Origin of the sequence: Mitsuaria sp. GD03876 (genome assembly GCF_029840635.1) — a bacterium.
Lineage (GTDB): Bacteria > Pseudomonadota > Gammaproteobacteria > Burkholderiales > Burkholderiaceae_C > Roseateles.
Window position 1 is genome coordinate 34,266 of sequence record NZ_JAOCCU010000029.1, and the last position, 12,721, is coordinate 46,986.

Consider the following 12,721-nt stretch of genomic DNA (forward strand, 5'->3'; position numbering starts at 1 on the left):
CACCATGATGATGGGCTACGGTCAGTTCGTGTTCAGCCTGCCGACGCTGGCCTACCAGGACCTGCAGCGGCAGTCTGCCTGGCGCCACCCCAGCAACAGCCGAGTGGGCGCGCGCCCAGCTCGCCAGTTCCTCGGGCCAGGGGACGACACGATCAACCTCTCCGGGATCGTGGCGCCGGAGTTCGTCGGCGACGTCGCGAGCCTGGACCAGTTGCGTGAGATGGCGGACGCGGGCCTCGCCTGGCCGCTCGTTTCCGGCGTCGGCGAGGTGATCGGCGCCTTCGTGATAGAGAGCCTGAACGAGACGCGCACGGTCTTCATGGACGACGGCAGTGCGCGGCGGATCGAGTTCCAGATCCAGCTGACCCGCGTCGACGAGGATGAGGGAACTGAGCTGGGCGTGGACGAGGCCTCGCCGAGCGACGCGGCGCCGGCGGACATTGGAGGTGGCGAGTGACCCGCAGCAGCTACCCGGCGCCAGACTACCGCCTGGTCGTCGACGGCACTGACATCACGGTGAAGATCAACCCTCGGTTGATCAGCCTCAGCCTGACCGAGTGCCGTGGTGGCGAGGCGGACCAGCTTGACCTGGTGCTCGATGACGCTGACGGTCGGCTGGCAATCCCGCCGAAGAAGGCCACGATCGAGCTGCACCTGGGATGGGCCGGGCAGGCGCTGGTCGACAAGGGCACCTTCGTCGTCGACGAGGTCGAACACAGCGGAGCTCCGGACCAGCTCCAGATCCGCGCGCGCAGCGCCGACATGGCGCAGACCATCAAAGTTCGCGTCGAGAGAAGCTGGCACCAGCACCAACTCGGCACCATCGTCGGATCCATCGCCGCCAAGCATGGCCTCACGCCACGTATCGACAAGCGGCTGGCCTCAACCGTGGTCGATCACATCGACCAGACCAACGAGAGCGACCTCAACTTCATCTCGCGTCTGGCGAAGCGCTTCGACGCCGTCTCAAGCGTCAAGAAGGGGACGCTGATCTTCGTGCCGATCAACGGCACGCGAGACAGCCAGGGCCTGGCTTTGAGCCCGCAGACCATCTCACGCGACGCCGGCGACGGCCACCGATTCCATTCCGCTGAGCGGGAGGTCTACAGCGGCGTGCGCGCGTATTGGCACGACACGAAGCGTGCGAAGCGGCGCGGGGTCATTGTGGGGCTCAGCGGCAACGCGAAACGGTTGCGCGACACCTACGCCAACCAGGCCGACGCGCTCGCGGGCGCGAAAGCCGAGTGGCAGCGCATACAGCGTGGTGCGGCGACGCTGGAACTCACGCTGGCGCGCGGGCGGCCTGAGCTGGGACCGCAAACGCCGGTGACTGTGGTCGGCTTCAAGCCGGCGATCGACGCTGTGTCGTGGCTTACCGTGAAGTCCACGCACAGCCTCGGCGACGGTGGGCTGGTCACGCGCATCGAGCTAGAGACGTCCACCTCCGTCGATGGCTCGCACAAGGTGGAGGACAGCGATGCGCCGACTGCCTAACGATGCTCGAAGGCAGGGCGCCAAGTCGAAGTCGTCATTCGACGACCTGGCCGAGCGCACTGACTACCCGAAGCGCCACTTCTCGATCCTGCAGCGACAGGATTGCGAAGTCGCTGATCAGGCGCAGTTGATCTGGCGTGAGCCTCGCAGCGTCGACAGACGCATGCTCTCCAGTCAGCAGATACACGACATCGACGCCGTGGGGGATGAGCGTCATGAGGTAGTCCGCATCAGGGCTCCTTTCGCCCTTTTCATAGTTGATCTGCGTCGACTTCGTGACGCTTCCCAGCGCGCCAAAGTCGATCTGGTTCAGACCCAACCGGATGCGCTCCTCGCGCAATCGTTCCCCAAAGGTAGACAAACGACCTCCAAATTCATTGACGAGGTCGAAATATTTCGACCATAATTTGTGCATCCACTTACATCGCGAGGATACACACCGTTTCCTCGAAAGCCGGTGAGGAGCCATGCCCAAAACTGCAACGAAACGAGAGCCCGAAAAGAAGAGTCGAGCCCCGACCGGCGTGCTGACACGCAGCCCGGTTTCGTTGCGGCTGTACGAGGACGAGCTGAAGCGCTTGAAGGCCGGAGCACACAAGGAACAGCGCACCGACGCGGCCTTCGCCCGGCTACTCGTGCTCTACGCCCTCAAGGTTTTTGAGGCCGGCAAACCAATTTCCTGACTTCCTCTTTCCTCTGTTCATCGGTCCTGTTCTGTCATTTCGAAGGCACCCATGTATCCAGACCCGAAGCGCGTCCGCAACAACCGCATCACCTTGCGACTGGACGACTACGAGTACCAGCTGATCAGCGCCCTGGCGAACTACCAGGGAGATCAGCCGAGCACGATGGCGCGCGAGCTGCTGTTGCGTGAGGCGCAGCAGGTCCTGACCGGCGACGTGAGTGTCGAGTCGCGCGTCGCCTGATCCCAGGCTTTCTGAAGCGCATCAACGTCTGACGAAAAGCTACCCATGCCCGAGCTGCAGATCGCCATCAACGAAGCCGACCGCGACGTGCTTGAGCGCGTCCGTCTGCAGCAGGGGCTCGACACGTTGGAGCAGGCAGCCGAATGGCTGATCAAGAGCAGGCTGCGCCGTTCGGTGCGCAGCATTACGGGCCGAGGAAGAGCCCTGTATGTAGTGCCGAGGGGGGCACCCAAATGAGAGTGACGATCAAGTGCCCGCATTGCTCTTCCCGCGCCCGAGCGGTGAAGAGCCGCGAAATGACGGTGACGATGCGAGAGGTGACCTATCAATGCACGAACGTGCTTTGCGGCCACACCTACGTTGCCGGCCTGGAGGTCATGCGCACGCTGTCGCCCAGCGCTATGCCCAACCCGCAGGTGAACATTCCTCTCAGCCCCCACGTCGAGCGAAGACTGCTGAGCGTGCAGCTCGACGTCGCTCCGGTCTCGACCGTCCGTGAGTTGGACGCGCCGGCGAGGAACCTGGATCTGTTCGAGGGCGCCGCACACGGCCCCTGATCCACGCGTACCCGGGTAGGTAGCCCTACCCCGCCATCCCCACGAATTCATGCCTAGCGATGCCTGTTTGGAGGCAACGCGGGCAGCGCTCACCCTGAAAGGTCTCCACGATGAACTCCGACCCGAAGCAGCGGCTGTACTCGCGAGCTGTCCTCGATGCGTCGAACTCCTACGCCGCGCGGGTCCGCGAGCTGCGCGCCATGCGCCTGAGCTTGGACCTGTTCGAGCCCGACCTGGCGGCGCTGGAGAAGCGTCGCATCGCGCCGCAGCCTGAGCAGATTCGCTGGATCCCGCTGCCCGCTTCGCTCTCGATCCACATGGGTTGCCGAGATGACGCGAACCGCCTGCACGCTGCGCTGCTCGAGCTGGGCTATACGGAAGTGTTCCGGGAAGACTTCGTTGGCGGAATCAGCCTGGTCGCGGTTGCCAAAGGCGCTGTGCGCATCAGCGTCAGCGTTTATCGCCCGAGGGACGCCGCGTGAACCAGGCAGAGCTGGCGGATCGCGTTGAGGAGCTGCGCAAGGCAGTTCTGCAAGAGCTGCGCGAGTTCGGGTTCAAGGATGCGAACAGCGGGGGATGGATGCGCAAGGGCGAGTGCCCTTCCTGCAAGAAGCGGGAGCTGTACATCAAGGAGGACAAGCCATGGATCGTGCGCTGCGGACGGCTCAACAACTGCGGCTACGAGGCCCATGTCAAGGACCTCTACCCGTTCCTCTTTAACGACTGGAGCAAGCGGGCCGAGCCGATGAAGGCCACGAACCCGAACGCCGCCGCAGACCTGTACCTGCAGCAGGCGAGAGGCTTCGACCTGTCGTTCATCAAGGGCTGGTACACGGAGGAGAGCCACTACGACCGCCAGGCCGACAACGGGAAGGGCGCTGGCAGCGCCACCGTGCGCTTCGCTGTTGGCACCGGGCATTGGGAGCGTCTGATCGACCGGCCCTCCCGCTTCGGCAAGAAGAAGGCCATGTTCAAGCCGGGCATGAGCTACCAGGGCACCTGGTGGTGCCCGCCCAACTTCGTTCCCGCTGAGGCGGACGAGTTGTGGATGGTCGAGGGCATCTTCGATTCCATCGCGCTCGGCCACAGCGGCGTTAACGCGGTGGCGCTGATGAGCTGCAACAACTACCCCGAACTGGCGTTGGAGCAGCTGCGCAAGGACTGCGTTGCGACGGGCCGCGGTTTGCCGCGCCTGGTTTTCGGCCTCGACGGCGACCACGCCGGCCAGGCATACACGCTCAAGCACGTCGAGCGCGCGCGGCAGGACGGTTGGACCTGCGAAGCGGCCCAGATCCCCCAGCCCGCTCGCGGCAAGGTGGACTGGAACGATCTACTGCTGCGCGACCGTCTCAAGCCTGAGGACTTCAAGGAGTACCGCCATCACGGCGCGCTGTTGATCGCGCCATCCGCTGGCGAAAAGGCTCTGGAGACCTACCGCCACTCGGGCGGCCAGAAGACTGAGTTTGACGTCGCGTTCCGCAAGCGCCTGTACTGGTTCAAGCTAGACCTGGAGGCGTTCGACCGCGCGGTGCGCACGATCGAGGACGGCAACGAAGGCCGGCTGAGCGAGGAGGAGATCCGCGAAGAGGCGCTGAAGAAATCGCACAACATCAGGCCGATCGCCAACTGCCTGCCCTCGCCGCTGTACTACCAGCGCAACGCTCTCACGGACGAGAGCTGGTACTACTTCCGCGTGGAGTTTCCGCACGACGCGCCGGCGGTGAAGAACACTTTCACCAGCTCGCACCTCAGCGCGGCGGCGGAGTTCAAGAAGCGCCTGCTGCACCTGGCGCCTGGCGCGGTCTTCACCGGCACGAGCCAGATGCTCGAGCGGATGATGGAGCGCCAGCTCTTCAACATCCAGCGCGTCGAGACGATCGACTACATCGGCTACTCGCGGGAGCACGGCGCCTTCGTCCTCGGCGACACCGCCGTGAAGGATGGCCGGCTGTACGAGATCAACGCCGAGGACTACTTCGACATGGGCAACCTGTCGCTGAAGTCGCTCAACCAATCCGTCCAGCTCACCATTAACCGCGACCTGGCCGACTACAACGCGGATTGGCTGGGCTTGCTCTGGAACTGCTTCGGCGCCAAAGGTCTGGCCGCCCTCACCTTCTGGCTCGGCGCCCTCTTTGCCGAGCAGATCCGCGCCACGCAGAAGTCCTTCCCGTTTCTGGAGATCGTCGGCGAGGCCGGCGCCGGCAAGTCCACGCTGATCGAGTTCCTCTGGAAGCTGTGCGGCCGCCGCGACTACGAAGGCTTCGACCCGAGCAAGTCCTCGCTGGCCGCGCGCGCTCGCAACTTCGCTCAGGTCAGCAACCTGCCCGTGGTGCTGATCGAGTCGGATCGCGAGCGCCTGGGCAGCGAGAAGGGCCCGCACGTGAAGTCGTTCGATTGGGACGAGCTCAAGACCGCCTTCAACGGTCGCAGCGTGCGCGCACGCGGTATGGCGACCGGCGGCAACGAGACCTACGAGCCGCCGTTCCGGGGCGCCATCGTGATCAGCCAAAACAACGAGGTCAACGCCTCCGACCCGATCCTGCAGCGGATCGTCCACCTGACCTTCGACAAGTCGCGCCAAACGCCCAAGACGCGTCAGGACGCAACAGCGCTGGAAGGCATGCCGGTGGAGGACGTCAGCGGTTTCATCCTTCTCGCCGCGCAGCGCGAGGAGCAGATCTTGAAGACGCTGGCCGAGAGGACGCCGGTCCATGAGGTCGCGCTGCTCGATCACCCTCAGGTGCGCAGCACCCGCGTTGCGAAGAACCACGCTCAGCTCCTCGCTCTCGCCGATGCGCTGCTGCACGTGGTCCCGCTGAGCGAGGAGCAGCACCAGGCGCTGCAGGTGCAGATCGTGGTGATGGCGACAGAGCGTCAGCAAGCCATCAACAGCGATCACCCGCTGGTGCAGGAGTTCTGGGAAGCCTTCGAGTACCTGGACGGCGGCAATGCGCCGCTGAACCACTCGCGCAAGCCCGACGAGGAAATCGCGATCAACCTGAACCACTTCATCCAGGTGGCGCGCGAGCGCAATCAGCAGGTGCCATCGATCGGCGACCTGAAGAAGGTGCTGAAGACCAGCCGCCTACACCGGTTCAAGGACATCAAGAACGTCAACAGCGCCATCCGGGGCCAGCTCGACGAGCAACGAGACGTCCGCTCCGTCGCCGTGCATTGCTGGACCTTCGAGCGCAACAAGGCTGCCAAGGCTTGAACGGGAGGGAATCATGCAGAAGAACCGAACGATCCGACTGCGTCGCTATCGCGCCCGCTACCTGCTGTCCTCGGGTCAGCGTGGGCGCCTGGTCATCGTCACGAGCTGCGGCGGCAGCGCTGCTGCGATCGCCGTCCGGCTGCTTGGTGACGACCTGGTGCAGCTGCGTGTCCGGCCGGCCGCTTGAGGACGCCATGGTCAAGCCTGTGCTCAACAAGCCCTACACGCCTTGGCACGCTACCGACGTGCGCCAGGCCTTCGAGCTTGAGCGCCAGCGGATCGCCAGAGAAGCATCCGATCGGTTGAACCAGTCGTTCGGCGCCGCTCTCGCGGTCGCTTTGGTCGACGCGGCGCGAGCCAGCTCCGTCAGTGCGCCGGGAGCTAAGCCGTGAGCCTGCTGTTCGTTTCGCATGCGGATCTACCGGAGAGTCTCCTCCGAGAGGCCTGGGAGCGGATGCGCCCTGGTCGCGATCACTGGCCTGCCGACTTCGGTGCGGCCATGCAGGACCCGCTGCTCTCTCGATTGCTTCGCATCGCTGCCGGAGCCAAGGTCAGAGCAGCCGCCAACGCGCCAGAACGGCCCGCCAAGGCTCAAACGGAGACGCGCTGGCCCTACCCCCGCCAAACGAGGGCGTCGCAAGCGCTGGACCGCAAGCGCGCCGCCGCGGCTGACCGCGATGACTGAAGGAGGCCCCATGACCGAGAAGTCCCTCGAGGACTGGATGGCGAGCAATCCGCCTGCAAAGCGCGGGCCGCTCGCGCCGCATAGGAAGGCGATGCAGCAGCTCTCCGACGCTGGCTACACGCATGAAGAGATCCGCACCTGGTTGGCCGCCCAAGGCGTCCAGGTGTCGCGCCAGGCCGTGACCAAGGCCCTGGCATCCGAACCGGCGTCGACGCCGGCGTCCAACCGGCCCCAGCGCGGTGAATCGCCGCTGAGCCACATGCAAGGAGAGGCAACAGGAACGCAGCCATGGAAGACATCGACGAACCCAAGCGCCGCTCCCCGACCCGGGCCCGACGCAACCCTCAAGGATCGCGCCCAGGCCGTGGGCGACCAGTACCTCAACAAGATCCACAACCCGCTGGTGACGCGATTGCTGTCCAGCAAGACCAACCGAAAGACCTGACCCCCATGAAGAACATCGTCCTGCTCTCCTATTCGGGCAACGCCGGCAAGACCACCCTGGCCCGCAACCTCTTCGCGCCACGCATCCCTGGCGCGCTCCTGGCCTCGGTGGAGAGCATCAACGCCGATGGCAAGGAGGACGTGACGCTGCGCGGTCGTCAGTTCACCGAGCTGCTCGACGTGGTCGCCATCAGCGACAACGGCGTCGTCGTCGACGTCGGCGCCAGCAACGTCGAGGACTGGTTGCAACGCCTGTCCCAGACCCGGCGATCGCACCAGCTCTTCGATGCGTTCATCGTGCCGGTGATGCCGGGCGCCAAACAGATCCGTGACGCGATCGCCACGATCGACGCGCTGTCGCAGATTGGCGTGCCGTCCGACAAGGTGAAGGTCATCCTGAACGGCCTCGAGGCGACCGAGACCGCCGCAACGGCCTTCGCCCCGCTGCTGGCCTACCTGGAGGAAACGAAGCGCGGGAGCGTTGTCCAGGGCCACATCAGCGACAGCGAGGTCTATGGCCGCCTGGCGGCGTCGGGCCAGACGATTGCTCAGGTCGTGATGCAGGACTTCGGCCAGCTCGAGCTGGCCCGCAAGAGCGCGAAGTCGCCCGACGAGCGCCTGGCTGTCGTCCGCGCGATCGCGACGCTCGGCATGGCCGAGTCCGCGCAAGACGAGCTGGACCAGGTCTGGGCTGGCCTGGCTCAGGCGTAAGGCATCGGAGGGAGAGAACGTGTCCAAGACCAACAAGAGCCGCGCTCCCTCGCGCGGCCTTCCCAACAATTCCGTCGCGCACGCCGTGGCTCGCAACACCATGCGCAGCCACGCACGAAGCGTCGGCATCGTGATCTTCTTGACCCAGGACGGCGACCATGCGAAGGGGCTGCTATCGCACCTGACCTGGATCATCGGCATGGGCGCCGAGATCGCGCTGCAGGTCGTGGAGGGCAGCGTCACTGCCCGGCGCCAGCACACCGTACTGCGCAACCTGGTTCAGCTCGCGATTGCTGACTGCCGCTGGCGAGCCGACCTGGCGGAGCCGATCTGGGCTGCAGTGGAGGAAGCTCGCGACTTGATGATGGCCCACCCGAACGCTGCGGTAGTCGCGGTGGCCGGTGCCGATTTCCTGTCCGCCCGAGTGCGCAGCGGCACCGTTCGAATGGACGACGTCGCCGGCGCGGAGATCTACCAGGTCACGCCATTGGAGCTGGCGGCATGAAGCGCGAAGTGATCGAGTGGCAGGAGCTGCCGCAGGACGGCATGCCCGATGCCGAAGTGACCGTGTTGCTGAGCACTGCCGAAGCGGGCGTGGACTCCGGCTTCTTCGACGGCGTGGAATGGCGCTGGTGCGAGAGCGGTGGCGTTGTCGCCGAGCCGGTGCAGGCTTGGGCCGTCGTTCCCAAAGGGATAGTCGAATGAACGCTTTCGATCGGAACTACGTCGGTCAGATCGCCAGCATGGCTATGACCCCCAAGGGGCGCCAGGCATCAGCGGCGTCTGGCAAGGCCAGTGCTCGCGTCGCCGCCATGCGAGCCTCGGACGACCCGTATCAACGTGCACTTGCGTCGGGATGCATCCCGGGTCTCGGGATCCGCGCTGACGCGTCGAAGACAAGTCGAATCCTAAAACCGGCCAACCTTTGAAACACCCATGATCGGAGATCAAGAACAGGGCGCCATCGAAGGTGTCGTCATCACGGCGATATCCCATCAGGGCCTCACCGTCTCGATAGACGGAAAGCCAGGGCGACTTGCAGTGCTGACCGAAGACGGTCACGTGATCGCAGAAGGAGATCGCGTCGCGCGAGAGGCTGAAGCGGTGGCCGTGAATGCCTATCGCGAGATGCTGCAAGGACGAGGACATATGCGCGTTGTCGGCGCGCCCCTGCCTCGCTGAGTCGCCCCCTCCTGCAACAAGAAGGGCCCGCATCTGCGGGCCTTTTCTCTTCTGATTTCCCTGGTCGTCGCAGAGCGGGGAGGCCCTACAAAGGAAGCTGTGTCCGTGAGAACAACTCGTGCATCCGCCTCACCAACGCAGAGAGCTGTTCGTTGTAGGTCTGCACCCGGCCAAGCTTCAGAACCGGCTGTCCCGCGTCTTGAATAAGCTTGATGCCGTCATGCTCTGTCGCAACGTCCCTGCCATCGAGACCCAGGGTAAACGGGTTGTGCAGGATCTTGTTTCGCATCGGGGCGGCGGCGATTGCGTCGGCCCAGAATTCAGACCATTCATCGGCCAACTGAGCGTCTTTGACATGCGCAGCCATCAAGACATCAGCGCGTTGGCACCGAGCCTTGAAGAGCAACTTGGAGGACCGCAAACGATCCGCAGGTGCCTCTAACTTCTCGACCACCACGTAGGCGGCCCATTCAACCTGCGCAAAGAAGTAGGCTACCCAGCCCAGGGCGTCAAACCAGTAACCGGTTTCGGTATGCCCATAGATCATGTAGCCCTTAACTGGGGGCTCAGGACCCAGCATGACGTCGGGAAAGGCCATCTGTCGGATGGTATAGAACTCTTGGCTTAAGGGCAGCCGAGCGAGACGAAGCCGATCTTGGGCGCGGCAGCCTGCTTGGCGGCGGAGGGGTCGTAAGTCGTTGATTCCATTTGATTTCCGCCGGAGGGCCTGGCTGGGAGCTGGGGCGGCATTCTACGACACTGCCCCTGGCGGCGTGCGCCCGGGGCATGCGACTTGCCGCCACCTTGCCGTCAATTCCCCACACGGAGGGCGTCCGCCATGCACCTCGAAGGCTCCTGCCACTGCGGCAGCATCCGCTTCTCGCTCGACTCGACCGAGCCCTATCCGTTCATGCGCTGCTACTGCTCGATCTGCCGCAAGACCGCCGGCACCGGCGGCTACGCGATCAACATCGCCGGCGACCACCACAGCTTCAAGCTGCTCCAGGGCAAACGCGACCTGAAGGTCTACCGCGCCGTCATCGACGGCAAGGAAAGCTCCGGCCAGCGCCACTTCTGCGGCCGTTGCGGCACCGCCCTCTGGATGTACGACGACAACTGGCCCGACCTCATCCACCCGCACGCCAGCGCGATCGACACGCCGCTCCCGGAGCCGCCGGAGAACGTGCATGGGCTGCTCGACTCGAAGGCGTCCTGGGTGCAGGTGGAAGGGAAACCGGGCGACGCGCGCTTCGACCAGTTCCCCGACGAATCGCTGGCCGACTGGCATCGCCGGCACGGGCTCTAGCGGCCGGGCCGTCCCCTCGAACCGGGGAGCCCGGCCTCGGATCGGCGCGCGGCGCGCATTCGGTCACGGCCGGGCGGCGCGCCGGCGCAGACAAGGCCGAACCGGCTGTCTAGCATCCCGCCCATGTCCCGCACCCGCCCCGCCCCGCTGCTCGACGACACCCCCCGCGCGCGCGCCGAACCCTTCGCCTGGACGAAGCGGCGCCCCGTGTTGACGGGGCTCGCGCTGATCGGGGGAATCGTGCTGCTGGCGATCTGGACCGGCCAGGACCACCAGGCCGACCATGAGGCCTGCCTCGAACGCGAGGGCACGCCGGTCGTCGTGAACGCGGCGCTCAACCAGATCGAGTGCCGCCTCGGGTCCGGTCGGTGACCCTCACTTCTTCGTCGGCGGCGTGAAGCCCGGCATGCCGGGCACGCCCGGGAAGATGTTGCCCGCGTTCTGGAACTGCTCCTGCATCTGCAGGAACAGCTTCTGCGACTGCTCCAGGTAGTTGCCCATCAGGCCCTGCATCATCGGCGCCTGGCCGCTCATGAACTGCGACCACAGCTGAGGGTCGAAACCCGCGCCCTTGCTCTGCTCGGCGAAACGCGACTGCATCTCGGCGAAGGCGTGCAGGTTCTTCTCGAGGTAGGCGCCCATCAGGCCCTGCATCGCATGGCCGTAGAACCGGATGATCTGCGCCAGCAGCGGCGTCGAGAACATCGGCATCCCGCCCATCTCCTCCTCCAGGATGATCTGCAGCAGGATGGAGCGGGTCAGTTCCTCGCCCGACTTGGCGTCTCGGACTTCGAAGTCCTCCCCCTCCAGCACCATCTTCTTGACGTCCGCCAAGGTGATGTAGCTGCTGGTCTGGGTGTCGTAGAGCCGCCGGTTGGGGTACTTCTTCAGGACCCGCGGTCCCTTCGGTTGCGCCGGATCGTCGCTGCCGGGGGCGGTCTTGCCGCGTCGGGCCGTCACCATGCTGTCTCCTCTGAGGGTCTGAAACCCATTCTAGGAGGCCCCCGTCGAGCCCTCCGCCGGGTGATTTCCCTTGCTGTGCGGGAGGCGTTCCGCCCATCGACGCCCGGGCGACGCCGGGCGCGCGGATCCGCTCAGTCCGGCTTGACGTTGCCGTCCTTGATCACCTTGGCCCACTTGGCCTGCTCCGCCTTCTGGAACTCGGCGAACTGGGCCGGCGTGTTGGGCGCGTACTCCAGCCCCAGCGCCTCCATCTTGGCCTTCACCTCGGGCTGCGCGACGACCTTCTGCACCTCGGCGTTGAGCCTGGCGACGATCGCCGCCGGCGTGCCCGCCGGCAGGTACAGCGCCTGCCAGCTCGACACGTCGAAGCCGGGCACGCCGGACTCGGCCAGCGTCGGCACGTCGGGCAGCTGCGCGCTGCGCTTGCCCGAGGTCACCGCCAGCGCCTGGACCTTGCCCGCCTTGATCTGCGGCAGCGCCACGGTCACCGTCTCGAAGCTCATCGGCACCTGGCCGCCCATGACGTCCTGGATCGCCGGGGCGCTGCCCTTGTAGGGGACATGCGTCAGCTGCGCGCCGGTCAGCAGGCGGAACATCTCGCCCGACAGGTGCTGCGACGTCCCCTGCCCCGCCGAGGCGAAGGTCAGGTCGCCGGGCTTGGCCTTCGCGGCCGCGACGATGTCCTTCACCGTCTTCGCCTGCGAGCCCGGCCCGATCAGCAGCACGTTGGAGATCTTGCCCAGCAGGATCACCGGGGCGAAGTCCCTGTCGGCCTTGTAGGGCACCTTGGGCAGCAGCGCCGGATTGATCGCGTGCGTCGCGATCGTGCCCAGCAGCACCGTGTAGCCGTCGGGCGCCGCCTTGGCGACGCTGTCCGCGCCCAGCACGCCGCCGGCGCCGGCCTTGTTGTCGACGACGATGGTCTGCTTGAGCGCCACTTGCAGCCGCGCCGCGATCTCGCGCGCCAGCACGTCCGACGTGCCACCCGGCGCGAATGGCACCACCAGCTTCACCGGCTGGCTCGGCCAGTTGTCGGCGGCCCAGGCCGAGGACATCGACCCGGCCGCCAGTGCCGCCGCCGCGACCGCCAGGATCCGCAGGCGGTTCCGATTCACCGAATTCATCTCGCTTGTCTCCGTCCATGACGGCATCCGGTCCCGCGCCCCAACAGCGTTGGTACCGATACCATCGTTGTGATGGCACGAATGGTATCGGTACCGTCCCGAGCGTCAAGAC

The 12,721-nt window shown here is 65.5% G+C and carries 21 protein-coding genes and 1 pseudogene; 18 read left to right on the top strand and 4 right to left on the bottom strand.

Going from position 1 to position 12,721, the window contains the following annotated elements; all coding sequences use genetic code 11:
• Window positions 1-4 precede the first annotated feature (4 nt).
• Both N5D62_RS18225 and N5D62_RS18230 read left to right on the top strand, forming a co-directional pair.
• Complete coding sequence (locus N5D62_RS18225) at window positions 5-457, top strand: phage tail protein (protein ID WP_279759294.1); 453 nt, start codon at window positions 5-7, stop codon at window positions 455-457.
• A complete protein-coding gene (locus tag N5D62_RS18230) occupies window positions 454-1,494 on the top strand; it encodes a phage late control D family protein (RefSeq protein WP_279759295.1) in 1,041 nt (346 codons plus the stop codon). The genes N5D62_RS18225 and N5D62_RS18230 overlap by 4 nt, the downstream gene beginning before the upstream one ends.
• A 34-nt stretch (window positions 1,495-1,528) precedes the next feature.
• On the opposite strand, the gene N5D62_RS18235 is transcribed toward N5D62_RS18230, so the two are convergent.
• Window positions 1,529-1,909, bottom strand: a complete 381-nt coding sequence (locus N5D62_RS18235) for a helix-turn-helix transcriptional regulator (protein ID WP_279759296.1) — start codon at window positions 1,907-1,909, stop codon at window positions 1,529-1,531.
• Between the two features lie 52 nt (window positions 1,910-1,961).
• Between N5D62_RS18235 and N5D62_RS18240 the strand changes: the two genes are divergently transcribed.
• The 14 genes and pseudogenes from N5D62_RS18240 (at window position 1,962) to N5D62_RS18305 (ending at window position 9,216) form a co-directional block, all read left to right on the top strand.
• Entirely contained in the window at window positions 1,962-2,177 is a 216-nt protein-coding gene (locus tag N5D62_RS18240) for a hypothetical protein (RefSeq protein ID WP_279759297.1), read from the top strand.
• Window positions 2,178-2,228: 51 nt separating this feature from the next.
• Window positions 2,229-2,420 carry a hypothetical protein gene (locus N5D62_RS18245; RefSeq protein WP_279759298.1) on the top strand — a complete coding sequence of 64 codons (192 nt, stop codon included), beginning with the start codon at window positions 2,229-2,231 and terminating at the stop codon, window positions 2,418-2,420.
• A gap of 45 nt (window positions 2,421-2,465) precedes the next feature.
• A complete protein-coding gene (locus N5D62_RS18250; RefSeq protein ID WP_279759299.1) occupies window positions 2,466-2,657 on the top strand; it encodes a hypothetical protein in 192 nt (63 codons plus the stop codon).
• Window positions 2,654-2,905, top strand: a pseudogene (locus N5D62_RS18255) (ogr/Delta-like zinc finger family protein); the annotation flags it as partial. The gene N5D62_RS18250 and the pseudogene N5D62_RS18255, both read left to right, overlap by 4 nt.
• A 182-nt stretch (window positions 2,906-3,087) precedes the next feature.
• Entirely contained in the window at window positions 3,088-3,459 is a 372-nt protein-coding gene (locus N5D62_RS18260) for a hypothetical protein (protein WP_279759300.1), read from the top strand.
• Window positions 3,456-6,194 carry a toprim domain-containing protein gene (locus tag N5D62_RS18265; protein ID WP_279759301.1) on the top strand — a complete coding sequence of 913 codons (2,739 nt, stop codon included), beginning with the start codon at window positions 3,456-3,458 and terminating at the stop codon, window positions 6,192-6,194. Before N5D62_RS18260 ends, N5D62_RS18265 begins: the two co-directional genes overlap by 4 nt.
• A gap of 13 nt (window positions 6,195-6,207) precedes the next feature.
• Window positions 6,208-6,381, top strand: coding sequence for a hypothetical protein (locus N5D62_RS18270; RefSeq protein ID WP_279759302.1), 174 nt, complete (start codon window positions 6,208-6,210; stop codon window positions 6,379-6,381).
• 7 nt (window positions 6,382-6,388) lie between these two features.
• The gene (locus N5D62_RS18275; protein ID WP_279759303.1) at window positions 6,389-6,586 is read left to right on the top strand and encodes a hypothetical protein; all 198 of its coding nucleotides are present in this window, start codon (window positions 6,389-6,391) and stop codon (window positions 6,584-6,586) included.
• On the top strand, window positions 6,583-6,879 hold the full coding sequence (locus tag N5D62_RS18280; RefSeq protein WP_279759304.1) for a hypothetical protein: 297 nt from the start codon (window positions 6,583-6,585) through the stop codon (window positions 6,877-6,879). The genes N5D62_RS18275 and N5D62_RS18280 overlap by 4 nt, the downstream gene beginning before the upstream one ends.
• Window positions 6,880-6,889: 10 nt before the next feature.
• A complete protein-coding gene (locus N5D62_RS18285) occupies window positions 6,890-7,324 on the top strand; it encodes a hypothetical protein (RefSeq protein ID WP_279759305.1) in 435 nt (144 codons plus the stop codon).
• 5 nt (window positions 7,325-7,329) lie between these two features.
• On the top strand, window positions 7,330-8,034 hold the full coding sequence (stbB, locus tag N5D62_RS18290; protein ID WP_279759306.1) for a StbB family protein: 705 nt from the start codon (window positions 7,330-7,332) through the stop codon (window positions 8,032-8,034).
• Between the two features lie 19 nt (window positions 8,035-8,053).
• Complete coding sequence (locus N5D62_RS18295) at window positions 8,054-8,539, top strand: hypothetical protein (protein ID WP_279759307.1); 486 nt, start codon at window positions 8,054-8,056, stop codon at window positions 8,537-8,539.
• Complete coding sequence (locus N5D62_RS18300; protein ID WP_279759308.1) at window positions 8,536-8,739, top strand: hypothetical protein; 204 nt, start codon at window positions 8,536-8,538, stop codon at window positions 8,737-8,739. The genes N5D62_RS18295 and N5D62_RS18300 overlap by 4 nt, the downstream gene beginning before the upstream one ends.
• 231 nt (window positions 8,740-8,970) lie before the next feature.
• A complete protein-coding gene (locus N5D62_RS18305; protein WP_279759309.1) occupies window positions 8,971-9,216 on the top strand; it encodes a hypothetical protein in 246 nt (81 codons plus the stop codon).
• Window positions 9,217-9,301: 85 nt separating this feature from the next.
• Here the strand turns inward: N5D62_RS18305 and N5D62_RS18310 are convergent, their stop codons facing one another.
• Complete coding sequence (locus N5D62_RS18310; protein ID WP_279759310.1) at window positions 9,302-9,814, bottom strand: hypothetical protein; 513 nt, start codon at window positions 9,812-9,814, stop codon at window positions 9,302-9,304.
• A gap of 240 nt (window positions 9,815-10,054) precedes the next feature.
• Here N5D62_RS18310 and N5D62_RS18315 point away from each other — a divergent pair, with 240 nt between their 5' ends.
• Both N5D62_RS18315 and N5D62_RS18320 read left to right on the top strand, forming a co-directional pair.
• Window positions 10,055-10,522 carry a GFA family protein gene (locus N5D62_RS18315; RefSeq protein ID WP_279759311.1) on the top strand — a complete coding sequence of 156 codons (468 nt, stop codon included), beginning with the start codon at window positions 10,055-10,057 and terminating at the stop codon, window positions 10,520-10,522.
• Window positions 10,523-10,645: 123 nt separating this feature from the next.
• Window positions 10,646-10,894 (top strand): hypothetical protein, encoded by a 249-nt coding sequence (locus N5D62_RS18320; RefSeq protein WP_279759312.1) that lies wholly within the window; start codon window positions 10,646-10,648, stop codon window positions 10,892-10,894.
• Window positions 10,895-10,897: 3 nt separating this feature from the next.
• On the opposite strand, the gene phaR is transcribed toward N5D62_RS18320, so the two are convergent.
• Window positions 10,898-11,485 carry a polyhydroxyalkanoate synthesis repressor PhaR gene (gene phaR / locus N5D62_RS18325; RefSeq protein WP_279759313.1) on the bottom strand — a complete coding sequence of 196 codons (588 nt, stop codon included), beginning with the start codon at window positions 11,483-11,485 and terminating at the stop codon, window positions 10,898-10,900.
• Window positions 11,486-11,616: 131 nt separating this feature from the next.
• A complete protein-coding gene (locus N5D62_RS18330) occupies window positions 11,617-12,609 on the bottom strand; it encodes a tripartite tricarboxylate transporter substrate binding protein (RefSeq protein WP_279759314.1) in 993 nt (330 codons plus the stop codon).
• Window positions 12,610-12,721 lie beyond the last annotated feature (112 nt).

Bases quoted from the DNA above. Each gene is read 5' to 3' on its own strand.
- N5D62_RS18225 (WP_279759294.1), top strand. From the start codon at position 5: ATGATGATGGGCTACGGTCAGTTCGTGTTCAGCCTGCCGACGCTGGCC.
- N5D62_RS18235 (WP_279759296.1), bottom strand. From the start codon at position 1,909: ATGCACAAATTATGGTCGAAATATTTCGACCTCGTCAATGAATTTGGA.
- N5D62_RS18240 (WP_279759297.1), top strand. From the start codon at position 1,962: ATGCCCAAAACTGCAACGAAACGAGAGCCCGAAAAGAAGAGTCGAGCC.
- N5D62_RS18245 (WP_279759298.1), top strand. From the start codon at position 2,229: ATGTATCCAGACCCGAAGCGCGTCCGCAACAACCGCATCACCTTGCGA.
- N5D62_RS18250 (WP_279759299.1), top strand. From the start codon at position 2,466: ATGCCCGAGCTGCAGATCGCCATCAACGAAGCCGACCGCGACGTGCTT.
- N5D62_RS18260 (WP_279759300.1), top strand. From the start codon at position 3,088: ATGAACTCCGACCCGAAGCAGCGGCTGTACTCGCGAGCTGTCCTCGAT.
- N5D62_RS18270 (WP_279759302.1), top strand. From the start codon at position 6,208: ATGCAGAAGAACCGAACGATCCGACTGCGTCGCTATCGCGCCCGCTAC.
- N5D62_RS18275 (WP_279759303.1), top strand. From the start codon at position 6,389: ATGGTCAAGCCTGTGCTCAACAAGCCCTACACGCCTTGGCACGCTACC.
- N5D62_RS18285 (WP_279759305.1), top strand. From the start codon at position 6,890: ATGACCGAGAAGTCCCTCGAGGACTGGATGGCGAGCAATCCGCCTGCA.
- stbB (WP_279759306.1), top strand. From the start codon at position 7,330: ATGAAGAACATCGTCCTGCTCTCCTATTCGGGCAACGCCGGCAAGACC.
- N5D62_RS18300 (WP_279759308.1), top strand. From the start codon at position 8,536: ATGAAGCGCGAAGTGATCGAGTGGCAGGAGCTGCCGCAGGACGGCATG.
- N5D62_RS18305 (WP_279759309.1), top strand. From the start codon at position 8,971: ATGATCGGAGATCAAGAACAGGGCGCCATCGAAGGTGTCGTCATCACG.
- N5D62_RS18310 (WP_279759310.1), bottom strand. From the start codon at position 9,814: ATGGCCTTTCCCGACGTCATGCTGGGTCCTGAGCCCCCAGTTAAGGGC.
- N5D62_RS18315 (WP_279759311.1), top strand. From the start codon at position 10,055: ATGCACCTCGAAGGCTCCTGCCACTGCGGCAGCATCCGCTTCTCGCTC.
- N5D62_RS18320 (WP_279759312.1), top strand. From the start codon at position 10,646: ATGTCCCGCACCCGCCCCGCCCCGCTGCTCGACGACACCCCCCGCGCG.
- phaR (WP_279759313.1), bottom strand. From the start codon at position 11,485: ATGGTGACGGCCCGACGCGGCAAGACCGCCCCCGGCAGCGACGATCCG.
- N5D62_RS18330 (WP_279759314.1), bottom strand. From the start codon at position 12,609: ATGAATTCGGTGAATCGGAACCGCCTGCGGATCCTGGCGGTCGCGGCG.